The organism is Lysinibacillus sp. RU7 (genome assembly GCF_057837305.1).
The window spans coordinates 79,219-99,451 of record NZ_JBYQFK010000004.1 but is presented as its reverse complement, the minus strand read 5'-3'; the positions used below and the strand labels follow the sequence as shown (position 1 = coordinate 99,451).

General features: G+C 38.6%; 19 protein-coding genes and 1 riboswitch. Of the genes, 14 read left to right on the top strand and 5 right to left on the bottom strand.

Going from position 1 to position 20,233, the window contains the following annotated elements:
- The first annotated feature begins 1 nt into the window (after window position 1).
- The gene (gene pyc, locus AC3II9_RS04485; RefSeq protein ID WP_489153488.1) at window positions 2-3,430 is read left to right on the top strand and encodes a pyruvate carboxylase; all 3,429 of its coding nucleotides are present in this window, start codon (window positions 2-4) and stop codon (window positions 3,428-3,430) included.
- Between the two features lie 265 nt (window positions 3,431-3,695).
- Window positions 3,696-5,060: a guanine deaminase gene (guaD, locus tag AC3II9_RS04480; RefSeq protein WP_489153486.1), complete on the top strand. Its 1,365-nt coding sequence runs from the start codon at window positions 3,696-3,698 to the stop codon at window positions 5,058-5,060.
- 234 nt (window positions 5,061-5,294) lie between these two features.
- Here guaD and AC3II9_RS04475 read toward each other — a convergent pair whose 3' ends face one another.
- The gene (locus AC3II9_RS04475; protein ID WP_489153484.1) at window positions 5,295-5,792 is read right to left on the bottom strand and encodes a PhaP protein; all 498 of its coding nucleotides are present in this window, start codon (window positions 5,790-5,792) and stop codon (window positions 5,295-5,297) included.
- A gap of 68 nt (window positions 5,793-5,860) precedes the next feature.
- Entirely contained in the window at window positions 5,861-6,391 is a 531-nt protein-coding gene (phaQ, locus tag AC3II9_RS04470) for a poly-beta-hydroxybutyrate-responsive repressor (RefSeq protein WP_489153482.1), read from the bottom strand.
- Between the two features lie 219 nt (window positions 6,392-6,610).
- On the opposite strand from phaQ, the gene AC3II9_RS04465 reads away from it, so the two are divergent.
- The 3 genes from AC3II9_RS04465 (at window position 6,611) to phaC (ending at window position 9,041) form a co-directional block, all read left to right on the top strand.
- Complete coding sequence (locus tag AC3II9_RS04465; protein ID WP_489153480.1) at window positions 6,611-7,042, top strand: polyhydroxyalkanoate biosynthesis repressor PhaR; 432 nt, start codon at window positions 6,611-6,613, stop codon at window positions 7,040-7,042.
- A gap of 81 nt (window positions 7,043-7,123) precedes the next feature.
- Complete coding sequence (gene fabG, locus AC3II9_RS04460; protein ID WP_391374590.1) at window positions 7,124-7,900, top strand: 3-oxoacyl-[acyl-carrier-protein] reductase; 777 nt, start codon at window positions 7,124-7,126, stop codon at window positions 7,898-7,900.
- Between the two features lie 43 nt (window positions 7,901-7,943).
- A complete protein-coding gene (phaC, locus tag AC3II9_RS04455; protein WP_489153478.1) occupies window positions 7,944-9,041 on the top strand; it encodes a class III poly(R)-hydroxyalkanoic acid synthase subunit PhaC in 1,098 nt (365 codons plus the stop codon).
- Between the two features lie 157 nt (window positions 9,042-9,198).
- Here the strand turns inward: phaC and AC3II9_RS04450 are convergent, their stop codons facing one another.
- Window positions 9,199-9,615, bottom strand: a complete 417-nt coding sequence (locus AC3II9_RS04450; protein WP_489153476.1) for a DUF1284 domain-containing protein — start codon at window positions 9,613-9,615, stop codon at window positions 9,199-9,201.
- A gap of 233 nt (window positions 9,616-9,848) precedes the next feature.
- Window positions 9,849-9,958: riboswitch (TPP riboswitch) on the top strand.
- 116 nt (window positions 9,959-10,074) lie between these two features.
- Between AC3II9_RS04450 and AC3II9_RS04445 the strand changes: the two genes are divergently transcribed.
- From AC3II9_RS04445 to AC3II9_RS04425, 5 genes are read left to right on the top strand one after another with little or no spacing between them, the layout of a single operon-like run.
- Complete coding sequence (locus tag AC3II9_RS04445; RefSeq protein WP_489153475.1) at window positions 10,075-10,683, top strand: thiamine phosphate synthase; 609 nt, start codon at window positions 10,075-10,077, stop codon at window positions 10,681-10,683.
- Window positions 10,667-11,779, top strand: coding sequence for a glycine oxidase ThiO (gene thiO / locus AC3II9_RS04440; RefSeq protein WP_489153473.1), 1,113 nt, complete (start codon window positions 10,667-10,669; stop codon window positions 11,777-11,779). Before AC3II9_RS04445 ends, thiO begins: the two co-directional genes overlap by 17 nt.
- Window positions 11,780-11,793: 14 nt before the next feature.
- Entirely contained in the window at window positions 11,794-11,997 is a 204-nt protein-coding gene (thiS, locus tag AC3II9_RS04435) for a sulfur carrier protein ThiS (protein WP_489153471.1), read from the top strand.
- A gap of 3 nt (window positions 11,998-12,000) precedes the next feature.
- Window positions 12,001-12,768, top strand: a complete 768-nt coding sequence (locus tag AC3II9_RS04430; protein WP_489153469.1) for a thiazole synthase — start codon at window positions 12,001-12,003, stop codon at window positions 12,766-12,768.
- Complete coding sequence (locus AC3II9_RS04425) at window positions 12,765-13,784, top strand: ThiF family adenylyltransferase (protein WP_489153468.1); 1,020 nt, start codon at window positions 12,765-12,767, stop codon at window positions 13,782-13,784. Before AC3II9_RS04430 ends, AC3II9_RS04425 begins: the two co-directional genes overlap by 4 nt.
- Before the next feature lie 161 nt (window positions 13,785-13,945).
- On the opposite strand, the gene AC3II9_RS04420 is transcribed toward AC3II9_RS04425, so the two are convergent.
- Window positions 13,946-14,632, bottom strand: coding sequence for a ZIP family metal transporter (locus tag AC3II9_RS04420; protein ID WP_489153618.1), 687 nt, complete (start codon window positions 14,630-14,632; stop codon window positions 13,946-13,948).
- A 202-nt stretch (window positions 14,633-14,834) separates the two neighbouring features.
- On the bottom strand, window positions 14,835-16,538 hold the full coding sequence (locus AC3II9_RS04415) for a methyl-accepting chemotaxis protein (RefSeq protein WP_489153466.1): 1,704 nt from the start codon (window positions 16,536-16,538) through the stop codon (window positions 14,835-14,837).
- Window positions 16,539-16,777: 239 nt separating this feature from the next.
- Between AC3II9_RS04415 and AC3II9_RS04410 the strand changes: the two genes are divergently transcribed.
- From AC3II9_RS04410 to thpR, 4 genes are all read left to right on the top strand, one after another.
- Window positions 16,778-17,344: a cupin domain-containing protein gene (locus AC3II9_RS04410; protein ID WP_489153464.1), complete on the top strand. Its 567-nt coding sequence runs from the start codon at window positions 16,778-16,780 to the stop codon at window positions 17,342-17,344.
- Between the two features lie 170 nt (window positions 17,345-17,514).
- Window positions 17,515-18,507, top strand: coding sequence for a zinc-binding dehydrogenase (locus tag AC3II9_RS04405; RefSeq protein WP_489153462.1), 993 nt, complete (start codon window positions 17,515-17,517; stop codon window positions 18,505-18,507).
- A gap of 50 nt (window positions 18,508-18,557) precedes the next feature.
- Window positions 18,558-19,046 carry a PaaI family thioesterase gene (locus AC3II9_RS04400; RefSeq protein WP_489153460.1) on the top strand — a complete coding sequence of 163 codons (489 nt, stop codon included), beginning with the start codon at window positions 18,558-18,560 and terminating at the stop codon, window positions 19,044-19,046.
- Between the two features lie 228 nt (window positions 19,047-19,274).
- On the top strand, window positions 19,275-19,841 hold the full coding sequence (thpR, locus tag AC3II9_RS04395) for an RNA 2',3'-cyclic phosphodiesterase (protein ID WP_489153458.1): 567 nt from the start codon (window positions 19,275-19,277) through the stop codon (window positions 19,839-19,841).
- The last annotated feature ends 392 nt before the right edge of the window (window positions 19,842-20,233 follow it).

The following is a 20,233-nucleotide window of genomic DNA, read 5'->3' as shown; positions in this document are numbered from 1 at the left end:
TTTGAAACGTATAGAGAAAATTCTTGTAGCAAACCGTGGCGAAATAGCCATTCGTGTTTTCCGCGCATGTACAGAATTAAAAATTAAAACAGTAGCAATTTACTCAAGTGAAGATAGTGCTTCTTATCATCGTTATAAAGCAGATGAAGCTTATTTAGTAGGGAAAGGGAAAAAGCCAATCGATGCCTATTTAGATATCGAAGGCATTATCGCCATTGCAAAAGATGCAAATGTCGATGCAATCCATCCAGGGTACGGCTTCTTATCAGAAAATGTAGAGTTTGCCCGCCGTTGTAAAGAAGAAGGGATTATATTTATTGGTCCTACTGCGGAGCATTTAGATATGTTCGGGGACAAAGTAAAGGCACGTGAACAAGCGATTAAAGCAGGAATTCCGGTCATTCCAGGAACAGATGGCCCTGCAACACTTGCCGAAGTAGAAGCTTTTGCAGACCAATACGGCTTCCCCATCATGATCAAAGCATCTCTTGGGGGCGGCGGTCGCGGGATGCGATTAGTACAAGCAAAGGAAGAATTAGCGTCTGCCTATGAACGCGCGAAATCAGAAGCAAAAGCAGCATTTGGCTTAGATGATGTGTACGTTGAAAAAGGTATTGTGAAGCCGAAACATATTGAAGTACAAATTGTAGGAGACGCAGAAGGAAACATTGTTCATTTATACGAACGCGATTGTTCCATTCAACGTCGCCATCAAAAAGTAGTGGAAATCGCCCCGTCAAATGCGCTTTCACCATCTTTACGCGAGCGCATTTGTGATGCGGCAGTGACGTTGATGAAAAACATCAATTATGTGAATGCTGGTACAGTAGAATTTTTAGTAGCAGGAGACGAATTTTACTTCATTGAAGTCAATCCGCGTATTCAAGTGGAGCATACCATTACAGAAATGATTACGGGTATTGATATCGTTCATGCACAAATTAAAGTAGCACAAGGCTATACGCTGCATAGCAAAGAAATTGGTATTCCGATTCAAGAGAAAGTCCCGTTGTTTGGCTATGCCATTCAATCACGTGTGACGACGGAAGATCCACAAAATCACTTTATGCCAGACACAGGAAAGTTAATGGTGTACCGTTCATCAGGTGGCTTTGGCGTAAGACTAGATGCGGGGAACGGCTTCCAAGGGGCAGTTGTAACACCGTATTATGATTCTTTACTTGTGAAAATTTCAACGTGGGGCATGACGTTCCACGAGGCAGCCGCAAAAATGGAGCGTAATTTAAGCGAATTCCGTATTCGTGGCGTAAAAACGAATATCCCGTTTTTAAGTAATGTCGTTGTACACGATCAATTCCTTACAGGTAATTTTGATACGAGTTTTATCGATACGACACCAGAGCTATTTGACTTCCAACCACGAAAAGATCGTGGGACAAAGCTATTAAGCTATATTGGAAATGTCACATTAAATGGTTTTCTGGGTATTGAAAAACGTACTAAACCAATCTTTGTACAACCAACGAAGCCAAACGTGGACATGATAACAGCACCAGTAGGAACAAAGCAAATTTTAGATGAGCGTGGGGCAGACGGTCTTGTGCAATGGATTAAAGAGCAAGAAGATGTGCTGTTAACGGATACAACTTTCCGTGATGCACACCAATCGTTACTCGCAACACGTGTCCGCTCTTACGATATGTTTGATATTGCAGAGGAAACGAGTAAACTACTACACAACCTTTTCTCATTAGAGATGTGGGGTGGCGCAACCTTCGATGTTTCATACCGCTTCTTAAGTGAAGATCCATGGGCTCGCCTGGAAAAGCTACGTAAGCAAATTCCAAACGTACTATTCCAAATGCTATTCCGTGGTAGTAATGCAGTTGGCTATACGAATTATCCGGATAATGTCATTCGTGCTTTTGTGAAAGAAGCGGCACAATCAGGGATTGATGTGTTCCGTATTTTTGATAGCTTAAACTGGGTAAAGGCAATGGAAGTAGCGATTGATGAAACACGTAACCAAGGTAAAATTGCAGAAGCGGCCATTTGCTACACGGGTGATATTTTAGATGCAACGCGCACGAAATATACAGTAGATTATTACAAACAAATGGCACGTGAATTAGAACAAGCAGGTGCACATATTTTAGCGATTAAAGACATGGCAGGACTATTAAAACCAGAAGCAGCCTATCGTTTAATTTCAGAGCTAAAAGAGACGGTTGATTTACCGATTCACCTGCATACACATGATACAAGCGGAAACGGTAATTTCCTCTATGCAAAAGCGATTGAGGCAGGTGTCGACATTATCGATACGGCGCTCGGTTCAATGGCTGGTTTAACGTCACAGCCAAGTGCTAATTCCCTTTACTATGCATTAAAAGGGGCAAAACGCCATGTACGTGCTGATATTAAGGGACTAGAGCAACTTTCAACATACTGGGGTGACGTGCGTAAATACTATGTTGACTTTGAATCGGGCATGAACGCACCACACTCTGAAATTTATGTTCATGAAATGCCTGGCGGTCAATATAGCAACTTACAGCAGCAAGCGAAAGCGGTTGGACTAGGGGATCGTTGGGAAGAAGTAAAAACAATGTATTCACGTGTCAATCTACTATTTGGAGATGTTGTAAAAGTAACACCATCGTCGAAAGTTGTGGGAGATATGGCATTGTTTATGGTGCAAAATAACTTAGATGAAGACAATATTTACGAGCGCGGGCAAACGCTTGATTTCCCAGACTCTGTTATTGAATTTTTCCGAGGCTACCTCGGTCAGCCGTATGGAGGGTTCCCAGAAAAATTACAAAGTGTCATTTTAAAAGACCGCAAAGCGATTTCTGTACGTCCAGGTGAGTTGTTAGAGCCAATTGATTTTAAACAGCTGACAGAGGAGCTAGCAAAAAAAATAGGGCGCCAACCATCCGAACAAGATGTGTTAGCGTATGCGCTTTACCCGAAAGTATTTGAACAATATACAAAAACAGCAGAGCAATACAGTGACTTATCCGTACTCGACACACCAACATTCCTTTACGGCTTAAAGCTAGGTGAGGAAATCGAAGTGGAAATCGAAAAAGGGAAAACACTGATTATTAAGCTCGTATCCATTGGAGAATCACAACATGACGGTACACGCGTTATGTACTTTGAGTTAAATGGTCAATCACGTGAAATTGTCGTAAAAGATTTAACAGTTGAAGTGGACGGTAGCTTATCCGTAAAAGCGGATCCATCTAATCCGAAGCAAATCGGTGCCACAATGCCAGGTACTGTATTAAAAGTGGTCGTGTCGAAAGGAAGCAAAGTGAAGCGTGGCGATCATTTAATGATTACAGAAGCGATGAAAATGGAAACGACTGTTCAAGCACCACAAGACGGTATCGTAAAAGAAATTTATGTAGAGGCAGGTAACTCCATTTCAACAGGAGACTTGCTCATTGAATTAACGTAATTTGCACCCCCCTTAGTGCATTTTATATAGACTATTAGCTAAAACAGGTGACGAAAATAGTGCGTCACCTGTTTTTATCATTTTCCCAGAAGACGTTGCTCCTCAAGCAAGGGGAAATGGGGAATCCTGTGAAGATTGCGATACATTTGCACCAACTATTAACATATGAAATTTAAACAAAGTTACCTAGTATTAACTTTCGACTTTTTTTAAAAAAAACTCTATACTGATAGCATTCGAATACTACAACATTGAAGGAGCATCTATGTCGAACTACACACATATTTTTCAAGGAACCGCTTTTTCGAGCAACTCTCCAAAAGAACTTCAAATATTAGAAAATCATCTTTTTTGTATCAATGCAGAGGGCATGATTGAAAAGATCGTTGCACCAACAGAGGATGATTATGACACATTACTAAGCACGTATGAGGGCAAGGACAATTTTCATCGGTTAGCGGAAGGGCAGTACTTCCTTCCAGGATTTGTTGATTTACATGTGCACGCACCTCAATGGGCACAATCAGGAACAGCATTAGATATTCCGCTTTTCGATTGGCTAAACACTTATACATTCCCGATTGAATCGAAATTTTCGGATGTATCCTTTGCTAAGAAGGTATATGAGGATGTTGTCAGTACGTTACTAGCAAATGGTACGACAACAGCTCTTTATTTTGCGACAGTGCATAAAGAAGCCAGTATTTTGCTTGCGGAAATTTGTGCGAAAAAAGGACAACGAGGCTTAGTTGGAAAAGTCGTAATGGACGATCCAGAACAGACTCCAGCATATTATCGCGATGCCGATACGAAGACAGCGCTAGTAGATACAGAGGAATTTATTGTAGCGGTAAAGGAATTAGCGAAGTCCGTAAAGCAAGGTGTTTACCCTGTTGTGACACCGCGTTTTATCCCAAGTTGTACAAGTGAAGGGCTACAAGGCTTAGGGAAATTAGCGGCTAAGTACGATACGTATATTCAATCGCATTGTAGCGAAAGTGATTGGGCACATCAGTATGTACAAGAACGTTATGGTAAAAATGACGCCTTTGCCTTACACGATTTTGGGCTTTTACGTGAAAAATCAGTTATGGCGCACTGCAACTTTTTAGATGATGCCGATGCTGAATTATTTGCACAAACAGGAACGGCGATTAGTCATTGCCCTATTTCTAATGCGTATTTTGCCAATAGCGTAATTCCGCTTGCGCATTTCCATGAAAAAGGGGTTGAAATTGGTCTTGGCTCCGATATTTCGGGCGGTTTTTCTCCTAGTCTGTTTGATAATATTCGTCAAGCGGTTATGTCCTCTCGTATGTTAGAGGATGGGGTGAATCCAGCGCTTCCTGCAAATGAGCGCGGTGTACCGAATGCACGCATTACGGTAAATGAATCCTTTTACTTCGCCACTGCTGGTGGTGGGGAAAGCTTAAGCTTACCAATCGGGCGTTTAGCTGAGAATTATACGTGGGATGTTCAAGTGATTGATACGACGATTCCATCAGCTAGACTCCCAATTTACGAGGAGAATGAGCCTTTACACGATATTTTCCAAAAAATAATGTATTTGACCCGCCCAGAAAATATTTGTGAAGTATGGGTACAAGGAGAAAAGGTGCATTCACGTTAGTTAAATGTTTATTAAAATAGTGCACATATCGGATACACTATGTTCTATGTAACCTTGCATTTAATTGAATAGCCAAATGGATTGCACATATTCAACAGAACCTTTACTATTTACGTAAGAGCATTTTCCATTAAAAAAGGTTGTGACAGTGGCAGCTGTCACAACCTAGTAGTGCCTGAAAATTTTTAGGTGGAGTATAAGGCAAATGCTTAGGTAAAAGAGTAATAGCTACTATTACTCTTTGCCTACTGCTAATAGACGTTTATGTGTTTCTTTTAACTCACCAGCAAGCTCTTCAATTTTCTTTAACGCTTCGCTGCGTTCTTGTTTTTGATGTTCGATTGCTTTTTTAGCTGTCGCTTCCCATTGCTCTTGCGAATTTTCAAGAAGATCTAAGATAGCATGGTTCGGTTTCCACGTGAAGGATTGTACCTTTTCGTTAATGTCCTGTAAACTGTCTAGCCAGTTTGTTACTTGATCTAATTGCTTATTTTTATTCATCTCATTTAAACTGACCTTTACTTTATCTTGCCATTCTTTAGAAGCTTTTTTCGATTCTTCCTCAATTGAATTTAATGTAGACACAGTAGATTTTAACCATTCTTTTTGACTTTCGACTGCTTGTATAGCTTTCTTCTCTACTTCATCTTGAAATTGGTGAACTAATTTAAAGCTGTTTAACCATCCATCCCAAAGAGTATCCATACTTTTTAGTAATACATCATTGTTCATCATTGTGCCTCCTGTTAATTACCTTTTATTTTTATAATGAATGCAACGAAGTGCATAACATCCAAAGATTATTTTTCGTTTTTCGTTTGTCTAGCAGTTCTCGTATTTCTTCTTTTTCGAACAGTTGTATTTTGTTTAGGCGCATTCGTTTCTGAGATAGTAGTAGTCTGAGTAGTTTTTTTTGCTGCTGAAGCTGTTACGGTTTGTTGTTTTTCTTGAAGTGACTGACTTGGAGTATAAAAAGGATTGTATAAATTGAAAAAATTGTTCAATAACTTCTGGTACTGGTTTAAAGAACCTGCCCACATATCTAAATATTTTTCGCCCGCTTCCGTAATGGAATAAATACGTTTTGCTGGACCACTTGAATTTGTATCCCAATTGGATGTGACAAGTGAATCTTTTTCAAGCTGCCTTAATAAGCGATAAAAATTGCCTTGATCTACAGAGTTGATGCCAAACGTCGTTAATTTTTCCATCAATTCATAGCCGTGCGAATTCCACTCACGTAGATGTAATAACATAATCGGAACTAAAAAATTTTTAGGTGCCCCAATATTCGGATTTTTTGCTTTGCCATTACTTTCCTCTGATTGCATGATTTATCACCACCTACAGTTAATTAGCTTATAAGTGTAATTTACACCTACACGAATATTTTGTCAACAATTAACATACATAAATTATTAGTACCAAAAATTACAATTGTGTTTTTTGTGTAAAAATAATATTTTTGTCACAATAACATATTGAAAAAATTTACATATATGGTAAATTTTAATTGTTGGGAAAATTCTAAAAATAGGAGAGGATTTATATTGACCAATAAAACTCCATTTGAAGCTTTCAATTTGTGGAAGGATTTGTATGACAAAGCAGAAAGTTCTTGGCGTGATATTATTCAAGAGACGTTAGAACAAAAATCTTTTTCGGAAGTACTAGGGCAAGTACAAAGTCAATATTTACAGCAACAGGAATTTTTTAATGTCATTACAGAGTCTTACTTGAAGCAAATTAATGTCCCTACTCGTGAGGATGTGGCTAATACGGCATCATTAATTATCAATGTTGAAACGAAAGTTATTGATTTAGAAGATCAATTAGATAACGTAACAGAAAATACAGCAAAAGAAATTGATTCTTTAAAGAGAGCTGTCACGAAATTAGATAAAAAATTGGATACGGTCATTGAATTACTTTCTAAACCGAGTACCCCTCCCGCTTCGCCTCCGCGTAATTCAAATAGCTAAGTAAAATATATTTACAAAAAATTGAAGTAAATGATATTTCGAAAAAGCAAATGAATATTAAATTAAGAGGAGAGATTGTTAATGTCAGTATTATTACAAGAAAACCAAGTTGAGATTCAAAAACCATTACTAGGGAAAGTGGCGATTGTGACTGGCGCATCACGTGGTATCGGGGCAGAAATCGCAAAAACTTTAGCAAAAAATGGTGCAAAGGTAGTAGCGACTTATCAACAAGGGACAGAATGTATGCTTGAGGTAGTTCAGCAAATTGAAGAAAATGATGGGACAGTTTTAGCGGTTCAAGCGAATGTAGCCGTTCCAGAAGATACGCAAAAATTAATTGATGAAACAATCAAGCATTTCGGTAAAGTGGATATCTTGATTAATAATGCTGGTATTACGAAAGACCGTTCATTCCGTAAAATGAAAAAAGAAGATTGGGATCAAGTATTAGATGTCAATTTAACAGGGGTTTTCAATACAACAAAACAAGTGATTGAACATATGTTGGAACAAAAATTTGGGCGCATTATTAACATTAGTTCAATCGTTGGTCAGGCGGGGGCATTTGGTCAAACGAACTATGCTGCAACGAAAGCAGGTTTATTAGGTTTTACAAAATCTTTAGCTTTAGAAACAGCTAGTAAAGGGATTACTGTAAATGCCATTTGTCCAGGATATATTGAAACGGAAATGGTTGCAGAAATGCCGGAAGATGTAAAACAATCGATCGTTTCAAAAGTGCCGATTCCACGATTAGGTCAACCAAGTGAAGTGGCAGAGGCTGTCTTATATTTAGTGCAAGCTAGCTTTGTAACAGGCCAAGCAATTAATGTTAATGGTGGACTATACATGTAATTTTTGCGTATTGAGCATGAAACCATTAACTAGGAGGAGTTCCATGATTAACTTAGATACAAAGCCACTTGAGGAATGGATGGATCGTTTTGCTTATTCAATCCCATTTTCAAGTGATATTGAAAGATTCAAACGTGTAAGTGCAGTGCTTACGAAGGATGCTGACCCGCAAGTTGGTCAAACACCAAAAGAAGTAGTGTGGACAAAAAATAAAGCGAAGTTATACCGCTTCCAACCAAATACGAAAAAAACAAATAAAGTGCCGATTTTAATGATTTACGCACTGATTAATAAACCATATATTTTGGATCTTTATCCAGGCAACAGCCTTATTGAACATTTAACGAATAAAGGTCATGATGTTTATTTGCTAGATTGGGGTACAGCAGGTTACGAAGATCGTCATATGAAGTTAGATGATTATATCGTAGACTATATACCTCGAGCAGTGAAAAAGATACTGAAGGTTTCAAATGCGAAAGAGATTACGATGTTTGGATACTGTATGGGTGGTACAATGACGGCGATTTTCACAGCATTGTATAATGAGATCCTACCAATTCGTAATTTAGTATTAATGACAACACCAATCGATTTTGAAGACGCTGGTTTATATACAAACTGGTTAGATAAAGATTATTTCCAATTAGATAAACTCGTTGATACATTGGGGAATATTCCATTTGAAATGATTGACTATGGAAATAAATTGCTTAGTCCAGTTTCCAATACATTAGGAACATATATCAATTTAGCGAACCGTGTGGATAATGAAGAATCGGTTTTAAATTGGAAATTAATGCAAAAGTGGTTGAATGATGGAGTGCCTTTCCCAGGTGAAGCATATAGACAATGGATTGGGGATTTTTATCAGGATAATAAATTAATGAATGATGAATTAGAAGTCCGTGGACAGCAGGTGAAGTTGGCTGATATTACAGCGAATTTATTGAATATTTGTGCTCTTCGTGACAATATCGTTTTACCACAACAAATTAAGCCACTGAATGATAAAGTGTCAAGCAAAAATAAGACATTGCATGATGTGCAAACAGGTCACGTTTCTGTATGTACAGGTCGTCGTGCAGTAAATGAAATTTATCCTTATATTGAAAAGTGGCTTAAGGAAAATTCACTTTAGTCGTTAAAAGAGAGAGCACTCAATCGTTTTGTCGTACAAAATGATTGAGTGCTTCTTTTGTCTGTTTACGTATTTTTTTGAAAAAATCAAGCGTATTAACAAGAGGAGATTGCTGTGGGAAAGCATTATACTAGAAGGAAAGAGACGTTTATGCAGTCTATTTCACTTCCCACAACCCGTTTCCTGTAGTAATTCGCTGAACCCCTTCTTCACATACCCCGTAAGAGCGCCAAGAACATGTTTCACAAACGATGCCAATATCACTTGGAATGACATGTTGTTGGACGGATGATTCAATGTCTTCCCAACTTAAAATTTGTCCGATATGAAGACCTAACTTTTCTAAAATGACAGCATCTCTATCGTAAATATTATCATCTTGGCAATGGTATTCCCCGGAGTTAGGGTACTTTTCGCATAAATGGTCGGGGCCTTTAACAAGCTGCACAAGTGTTTTTGGATTAGCCCTCAATGTTTGATGGATGCGCGTCATATTTTCTACGTATTCTTTAGAGTAGCCCATTCCTCGATACCCTAAAAGGCAAAAAAGGTGATGCCCGCGTAGTTTGTACATAATACTTTCCTCCATATGTAATGATTTTATGTAAACGTTATTGTGTTAGTAGTTAACTTATATTTTATCATACTAGAAGAGGGAACATACATGCCTAGATAAAAAGGGAGAACTCATGCGATTACGACATGAATTGAAGTGGAGATACTTGTAACATATTTGAAAAGCCTTCTTGCTATTTCAAAATTTGTGTAATAGAATAATGGTTAAATTCATAATAATTGAATAAATTGAAATTTTACTAGGGGATCCCTTGATAAGGGCTGAGAAGAAAGTAGTTACTTTTAAACCCTCACAACCTGATCAGATTTGCATCTGCGTAGGGAAGTAGAGTGATGTTGGGGTTTTTTTGTGTACTTTTTTGTACATGGATCTTATTCAAACAGAACCACTTTCCTTTTCGGGAGAGTGGTTTTTTTATTTGTGAAAAAATCACAAAAAGGAGGGCATATATCTAACATGAAGCTGATGGCAGTAACGGATGATTCGCATACAGTGCTTGAACTAGCAAAGAAAATACTTCAAATCCAGCATAACGTCGATTTTATTCAAATACGAGAAAAGACGAAGACGGTAAAAGAAGTTATGACATTGCTTCACTATTTAGATGAGGGTGGTATTGAAAAAGGGAAACTGATTTTAAATGATCGGCTAGATATTGCATTATGTAGTGGCATTCAAACGGTACATTTGCCAGAAAAGGGACTGCCTGTGCAAAAGGTGAAGGCGTTATTTCCCCATATCAAGGTAGGGAAGTCTGTACATGATTATGCAGGAGCACAAGAGGCGGAGCGACAAGGGGCTGACTATGTGTTATATGGTCACTGCTTTGAAACGAATAGCAAAAAAGGAAAGGCTCCGCATGGTCTTGCCCCAATCCTTGAGATGAAAAAACATTTGAAGATTCCTGTCTTTGCAATTGGTGGTATCACTTTAGACCGGGTACAGGCATTACAACATATACAAGCGGACGGCATTGCTGTGATGTCAGGTATTTTTTTAGCAGAAAATCCATTCGCTGTAGCAAGTCAATTCGATGAGGTGGTCAAATATGAAAACAAGCTATGAAGTAGCCATCATTGGTGGCGGAATTATGGGAAGTGCCATCGCCTACTATTTAGCAAAAGAGCAAATCGACGTAGCGGTGTTTGAAGAAAACCAGATTGGTGCCAAAGCAACAAGTGCAGCAGCAGGTATGCTCGGTGCTCATTCGGAATGTGAAGGGGATGTCAATGTCTTTTTCCCTTTTGCGAGATATAGTCAGTCTCTTTATTCGAAGTTGAAAGATGAATTATATGAGTTAAGCGGTATCGACTTAGGGTATAGAGAGGGTGGAATTTTAAAGCTTGCCTTTTCTGATCGTGACAAAAAAGAATTAGGGGACATATTAGCGCAACCTACTGTTACATGGCTTGAAGCAGATGAAGTAAGAAAACTAGAACGAGATGTTTCCCCTCATATAGTAGGTGCAGCATATATCCAAGACGATATCAATGTGCTACCGATTGGTGTATGCCAGGCTTTTGCTAAAAGTGCTCAAGTTCTGGGTGCATCGACTTTTGACTATACAAAGGTGCTACACATAAAAAAACAGCATGACGCTTTTCTAATTGAAACGACACGAGGACTTGTGGAAGCGAAGCGCGTTGTGATTGCCAGTGGTGTTTGGAGCACTACTTTCTTTAAAGAGCTAGGTTTACAGCATCAAATGACACCAGTTAAAGGGGAGTGCATATCCGTTACGGATGAACAAGCTGTTTTAAAGCATACGATTTTTCATGATAAATACTATATTGTTCCAAGAAATAACGGGAAGCTTGTCATTGGCGCAACGATGAAGGAGAACGACTGGACAGAACAAGTGAGTTTAAATGGTATCGAAACATTAATTCAAAAAGCGAAAGAGCTATTGCCTACTAGTGCTCATATGAAAATCGATGCTGTTTGGTCAGGATTACGACCACAAACGTTTGATCAAAAACCATTCATCGGTCATCATCCGGAAGATGAATCCATTTTATTTGCAACAGGGCATTATCGCAATGGCATTTTGTTAGCTCCAGCAACAGGTGAGATGATTGCCAATCTTATTTTGAAAAGAGACGTAAAAGAAGAGTGGATAGAGGCATTTCGAATTGACCGAGGAAAGCCATTAACTGTTTAGGAGGTGATGAAAGCATGTCCATGATTGTAAATGGAAAACAAATTGACCTGCCAGAAACAGTTCATACTGTTCAAGGATTGCTGGCTCATTACAATTTAGAGAATCGTATTGTTGTCGTAGAAGTGAATCAGGAAATTATCACAAAAGAAAAGTATGAGACGACTAGCCTTTCACATGGCGATGTTGTAGAAATTGTTCATTTTGTTGGAGGAGGATGAAATATGTTAAAAATTGCAGATCGTACGTTTCAATCAAGACTTTTATTAGGTACGGGGAAATACCCATCATTTGAAGTACAGAAAAAAGCAGTAGAAGTATCACAATCCGAAATTTTAACGTTTGCTGTGAGAAGAATGAATATTTTTTCAGCGGAACAGCCGAATTTTCTTGAGCAACTAGATTTAACCAAATACACGTTACTACCGAATACAGCAGGGGCTAAAACGGCTGAAGAAGCGGTGCGTATTGCCAAACTGGCGAAAGCGTCTGGGTTATGCGACATGATTAAAGTAGAAGTCATTGGGGATGATCGTACACTTTTACCAGACCCGATTGAAACATTAAAAGCGTCTGAAATGCTGCTTGCGGAAGGGTTTATTGTATTGCCGTATACATCGGATGACGTAGTGTTAGCGAAACGCCTTGAAAATCTCGGTGTTCATGCCATTATGCCGGGCGCTTCACCGATTGGATCTGGAAAAGGAATTATTAATGCTCTTAATTTAAAATTTATTATTGAACAATCAGAGATTCCAGTCATTGTCGATGCAGGCATTGGCGCGCCTAAGGATGTTGCCTATGCAATGGAGCTAGGAGCCGATGCGGTGTTACTTAATACAGCCGTATCCGGTGCAAAAGATCCGGTGAAAATGGCAGAAGCGATGAAACTAGCAGTAGAAGCTGGTAGATTAGGATTTGAGGCAGGACGAATCGAAGAAAAAGAATATGCTGTGGCAAGTAGCCCTACAACGGGAATGGTGACATCTTGAATAACCGCTATGCACGACAAGGATTATTCTTAGGGAAGCATGTGCAAGAAAGTATGCAGCAGGCGAAGATTCTCATTATTGGGGCAGGAGCACTTGGCTCGGCTAGTGCTGAAATGCTAGCAAGGGCTGGCGTTGGGCAGATAACGATTGTCGATCGAGATTATGTGGAATGGAGCAATTTACAAAGGCAGCAGTTATATGTAGAGGAAGATGTTCAACAGAAAGTGCCAAAAGCGATTGCTGCTAAAAAACGACTGGAGCAAATTAATAGTGAAATCTCCATCGTAGGCATTGTTGAGGATGTACACGGACTCAATGTTGAAGAATTAATGAAAGATCATTTCATTGTCGTAGATGCAACAGATAATTTTGAAACGAGTTTAATTGTCAATGATGCAGCGATGAAGCAAGGAATTCCGTATATATTTGGTGCTTGTGTAGGGAGTTATGGGTTGACATTGCCGATTATTCCAGGAGAGACACCTTGTTTACATTGTTTACTCAATCATTTGCCAATAGATGCAATGACGTGTGATACGGTTGGTGTCATTAGCCCAATTGTGCAAGTAACAGCTGCCTATCAGGTGACAAAAGTATTCAAGTGGCTTGCTGGAAAAACATTAGCACCTATTGTACAATCCATCGATCTTTGGAAAGATGAACGAGCTGAAATCAATGTGCAAAAGCTCAAAAACCCTTCTTGTCCAAGTTGCGGAGAGCAGCCAACGTATCCTTTTTTACAATTTGAAAATCAAATGAAAACACATGTACTTTGCGGACGAGATGCTGTTCAACTCAGACCGGGTATCACACAAACATACTCATTGGAAAAGATAGCGAACAATATAAACGATCAAGTTACAAACCTGGTGTTAAACCCGTATTTGCTATCCTGTCACTTTGAGGAGTGTCGAATCGTCTTTTTTGCGGACGGGCGTGCCATCATCCATAGTGTCACGGACCCTAAAATAGCACGAGCGGTGTATAATCGATTTATGCAAATTGGGGTAAAATAATATAGTCATAGATAAACTTGCCGTATCGACTTTTGTCTGCGTGGTTTATCTATGACTTTTTGTTTAAAGTGTTTATATCATGTCTAGAGATACGTGATATGTGATGCATAATATTGCTTGAGTGTGATGTTTTTGGAGGTCCCACTGCATTAAGTGCCCTGTTATCCAATGACTAAATGAAATCCAAAGCTGAGTAAATAGCCGATTAATAGGAAAGTTAGCACATTGATTTTCGATGTAGCTCGAATGTTATGTACAATAAATTCAGAAATACTAGTACTAGCGATTAACCCAATGGAAATGCCTATCAAGATTCCTTCAGATACATTACTGAGATTCGTATAATACCCAAGCCATACAAACACACCAAAGAAAGCGGTAAATCCTGTGAAATAAAGAAGCAATCCGAAAAGTTTTTCACCTTGTGAGAGCATAATAGTGGTGATGGCAAAACCTTCAGGAAGATGATGGAGCACGATAGAAGCTGTAAGAGCAATCCCGAGTGTCGCGTTGCCAAGTAAATTGCCGATTGTGAGGCTAAGTGGAATCGTATGAATCAGTATAGCAATGGTGAGCAAGTAGACAGATTGTTTTTGTAAATTTGTCTGATAGAAAAAATGGTGCAGTATGAGAAAAAGCAGATGCCCAATGAGAAAACCAAGTATAAGGCTTAACAGCTCATACATCTGTATAGAACTAGGGATAATTTCGAGTAGAAGTAATCCAATCAAAAACCCGCCACATAGTAGCGATAAATGATGTGTTGTCTGGCGAAATAGCGCTGAAAAGAGCCAAGCAATGCCCCCACCAATACTGACACTTAAAAAAATAAAGCCACTCACAATCATAACATTCAATAGTATCCTTCTTTCTATCGAGAGTAATCGGAGATCGATCTATAAATTATATGTGTGGGAAATACGTATATTCTTATGTGTCGTTCCTTGAAAACATATACTTTTCTATCCATCAAAAAGACCAGTACATTTATGCACTGGCCCGAAATTTTTAAATCGTAAAATTTTGTATCGCTTTTGTAGTCGTGATGTTTTATTCACTTCGTAGCTTATAACGATGGATGCTAGCTTTCATTTGTTCAGCTGTTTCGAGAAGCTGGTGAGCACGACTTGCTACTTCTTGTAGGGAGCTACTGGATTGTTCAGCAGAAGCAGCTGTTTCTTCAATACCTGCAGCAGCTTCTTCCGTGACAGCAGCAATTTCTTCAATTATTTTACCGACATTCTCACTGTCTGCTGTTACTTGGTTAATACGGTGAGACGTATCTTGAATATTTTGTGTAACGAGATGAACAGCTTGATTGATTTTATCAAAGGTTTCGCTTGTTACACGCATCTGTTCAGAGCCTTTTTCAATCTCTGTATAGCCATTTTGAAGCGAGTCTGTGACAGTACGTGTTTCGAACTGAATTTTATCGATAATTTGAGTAATATTGACAACCGAATGAGAAACTTGCTCTGCTAACTTTTTTACTTCAGATGCCACAACAGCAAAGCCCTTTCCAGCTTCCCCGGCCCGAGCTGCCTCAATAGCAGCATTCAGTGCAAGTAAATTTGTTTGAGCTGAAATTTCTTCGATGACCGCAACGAGTTGATAAATTTCTTGTGATTGTTTTCCTAGTTCTTGTACGTTCACAACAGATATTTTAAAGACATCATTAATCATCGCCATTTGAGAAAGCGATTGATTCATCAATTGTTGACCATGAGTTGTCATTTCAAGAATTTCATCCGATTGAATCGCCATTTTTTGCCCGTTGTCATTAATTTCATTGATGTTTTGTGTGAATGATTCAATCTTGCTCACCATTTCACCTGATAGGTTTGCTTGTGCCTCCGCACCTGTTGCTAGCTCATTCATAGTCATGGCAATCTGTTTAGAGCCATTACTCACTTCTTTTGTTGAGTATGAAATTTTGTGGCTACCTTGATATAAGTCATCAGCAGCCTGTTGAATTTGCTGAAGTAGTTTATTATTATTTGCGCTGACGGCATTGGTAGCATGCATTAGCACACCAATTTCATCTTTTAAGTTGACTGTAAGTGCTTGATCACTCAAATCTCCATCGGCAATTTTTTGGAGTCGGTGCATAACACGGTTAACTGGTTTAACAATGCTGTTTGTGACATAGAGAGCAATAAGCAACCCAATAATCACGATGATTGTAATGAAAATAATATTAATTATCATAATACTAGTGCCTAATTGGCTAATTTCATCCCCTTGCTTTGCCATGATTGCTTCGCGGTTAGCCGTCATTTCATTGTAGCCTGTCATTAATTCCCGTGCTTGTATTTGTGCCTCACCACTTAATAAGGCAATCGCTGCCGCTGCCTCTCCTTGGTCATATAAAGGAAATATCTCATTTTCAACCGTATTCTGCCACTGTTGACCTAATTGAATAAGATTTTTTACTTTATCGGAATCTGAGTGTGCGATTAGCTGTTGTTCTAAATCGATTGTTTGTTTGCTATATCGTTCAAATTCCTCTTTATAACTCGTATCACCTGTAAGCACATAACCACGCGCTAATGCAATTTTTTGTGCAATATTGAATGCCATTGTTTCATCTAATACGAGTAAGTTTACTTCCTCTTTAATGACGATTTCTGTTTTTTGATGAATGTACTTCATTGTCAAAACGAGATAGCTCGATAACGTTAGCATAAGTAGTAAAACAATACCGAACCCCGCTAAAATTTTTTTCTTTACTGATTTTAATTGAGTAATACGCATGATAAGCTCCCCTTAACTTTTCCGTAAGTATCTATCTATCTATCTATATATGGTTTTATTATAATGCTAATTGGCTGTTTTTAAATTTAGTTAAATATATTTTTTTCCTGTTAAAGAGAAAAATGTGCGAAAAAAGTCACAGGATAATCATCTTGTATAGTTATCACATGATTATTCAGTACGTTCTTTGCCCGCGTTGCATAGGATAATTTGAGAAATGTACGAAAGGGTGGAAGAAAATGTACTATGCACCTTGGATGTATTCATATCCAGCTTCTCCTTACATGTCTATGCCAATGTGTAATTGTATGGGACAGCTGAATTATGGGATGACAATGAATGGTACGTCCCCATTTGGATTTGGCCCATCTACAATGGAAAGAAGTCATATGGAGTTAAAAGATTACGGACCGAACCCGTTTGTCATTAATATACATGAAGCATCGGAACAGAATAACACGTACCGGACGGCTTTATGGACAGGGAAGTATTTGCAAGTAACATTGATGAGCCTTAAACCGGGAGAAGATATTGGATTAGAAATACATCCTCAACTTGACCAATTTATACGGATTGAACAAGGGCAAGGGATTACTCAAATGGGAAAAACAAGAGAACAGTTAAACTTTGTCAGGACTGTACAGGATGATGATGCCATTATCGTACCAGCTGGCACATGGCATAACTTAACGAATACAGGGAATATCCCGCTCAAGCTGTACTCGATTTATGCCCCTCCACAACATCCATTTGGCACAGTACATGTAACGAAAGAAGATGCAATGCGTGCAAAAGGACATCATTAAGACCATTATGTATTGAGTGTTCGAAACCTAATTCGTATGAATGAGTTAGGTTTTTTTATATACTAAGGATTTTAAATTTTGAATAGTCTGTATATTTGGTATATGATTATGAAAGAAATTGACTCATTTAATAGAGTAATAATGGGGTTGAAAAATAAGGAGTGTTATAGATGAAAGCAGTTGTGCATGAAAAGACAATAGGCTTTGAAGGTCTTACATATCGAGAGATAGAAAAGATGCCACCAAAAGCGGGGGAGGTGCGAGTAAAGCTTAAAGTAGCTGGATTTAATCACCGCGATTTATTTGTCCTTAACCGTCATCAACCAACAGATCCCCCTCTTATTATCGGATCAGATGGTGCAGGAATCATTGATGCAATTGGTGAAGGGGTATCCGATGTTCAAATAGGTGATGAAGTTGTCATTAATCCAGGACTTGGCTGGAAAGAAAAGAGTGATGCGCCACCTGAAGGATTTGAAATTCTCGGTCTACCGTTTCATGGTACATTTGCGGAATATGTTGTCATTCCTGCTGAAAATGCAGTACCTAAGCCAGGGCATTTAACATGGGAAGAAGCGGGGGTATTATCTCTCGCAGCACTGACAGCCTACCGCGCTCTATTTACGAGGGGACGTGTACAGTCAGGAATGAAAGTACTCATTCCTGGTATCGGTAGTGGTGTCGCCACGTTTTTATTACAATTTTCCAAAGCAGCTGGCGCGATCGTGTATGTGACATCACGCTCAGAAGAGAAGTGTAAAAAGGCGTTAGAGATGGGTGCTGATCAGGCAATTGATAGCAATACAGATTGGAACGAGGCACTCCGCGGAGAAAAGATGGACCTTGTCATTGAATGTGTAGGCGCAGCGACATTTAATAAGTCACTAGAGCAGCTTCGTCCAGGTGGGACAATTGTTACTTTTGGGGCTTCGGCAGGGGATGTGGTGCCACTCGATCTTCGCACATTCTTCTATGGTCAGTTTAGCCTTTTAGGTTCAACAATGGGAAGCGCCGAAGAATTTGGTGACATGCTGCAATTTATAAAGCAGCATAACATCACGCCAATTGTTGATGCAATGTATCCTTTAGAGCAGTTTGAACAAGCATTTAAGCGATTAGAAAATGCAGAGCAATTAGGGAAAATCGGATTTGTCATTGATTAAAGGGTTAACTAGGAAAAACTAAAGATTTTCTATACATAAGGGGGAGAAACATGGAAGAAAAAGTGATCAAAGCGATTCAAGATGATTATCCAGATGATTTTGCTGGGTGCTATGGATGTGGACGATTAAATGAACAGGGGCATCATCTTCGTACAGGTTGGCTTGGTGAGAAAACGATTACGATTTACACACCAAGACCAGAATATACAGGGGGAATTCCTGGATTTGTGTATGGTGGGGCACTTGCATCGTTTATCGATTGCCATAGTGCCGGCTCAGCCTCTTTGTATTTGCATCGTCAAAATGGATATGAAATAGGTGACGGGGTGAATCCACCACGCTTTGTAACAAGCTCGTTACAAGTAAACTATAAACAACCAACTCCAATGGGCGGGCCATTAAAGGCAATCGGTACAATAGAAGAAATCCATCCGAAAAAGTATAAAGTGTACACTGAAGTATTTGCGGATGATCAACTCGTTGTAACGGGAGAAGTAATCGTTGTGTTAATGCCTAAAACATTTCGGAAGGAAGAATAAAAACTAGAGTCATTACTGTTATTTCACTCGTATCATCATTACTGTAGCCCGAAAATGCGATAAAGCTTTTCGGGCTTTCTTCATATGGATAGTTGCAAGCATCTTAAATGACGAAAACTAGTGAACATAATGATGGCCAATATGGCTAACAATATGAATGAAGGGAATTAATATATTGATCATTTTTAGTAAAAGGAGAAATCGAAATATATTAAAAAGAGGGATTAAATGAGCAAAAATCCACATTATTTTTGGGCTGTTCCATTACCAGATACGATTAAGAAAGTCATTCATGCTGAACTGCTAAATGTAAAACATATTTTTCAGTTTAACCGTTGGGTGCATATGGCGGATTACCATATTACTTTAGCATTTCTAGGCGCTGTAGAAGGGCAAACACTTCAAACGATGATTGATAAAATAAGTGACGCTATAACCGAAGAACAAAGCTTTTCTTTGCAAATTACAGGGCTGAATATTTTCGGCAATGAGCAAATACCGCGAATCTTTTGGGGAGCAGTAAGTGAGGAACGTGCATTATTTCAACTGCAAGCCATTGTGCAGCAACAATGTTTAGATGCTGGATTTACGTTAGACACTCGTCCGTACCATCCTCATATTACATTCGCACGGAAATGGTCTAGTGCTGAAAGGTTCGATAAGGAGCTATTAACAAAGCATAACCCCTTTCAAGCTAAGCCATTATCTTTTCCTGTAGATACAATTGTATTATATAAAACCAATATGGAACAAATCCCTAAATATGAACCAATTACAACTATTTCAATCAAATAAAAGTTTAGTTTGATGTGGAAATGTGTACGTATCTTCATATATATGTATATAACTTATTGGTAAAATTAAGGAATAAATTGACTAAGTAAATATGATATGGTAATTTAAGGTTGATAATAGGTGGATCTACTAAAAATAGAGGTGCAAAATTGCAATATCTAAAGCGTTAGATGCTAGGATGGGTGAACTATACGAGCATATTATTGATAGTCAGTGATACTTGGTCGATTAGTGAAAAAAGTATGCTATTCCATTTGCTAATACAAGAAAACTACTTTCCCGGAATATAGCGACTTCATTTTCCATCCATTGCACGAACTGAGAAATAGATCATCCATATCTATGCTGCAGTTATTATGATTTTCTTGTTAGCCTATTGTTTAAATAGGCTT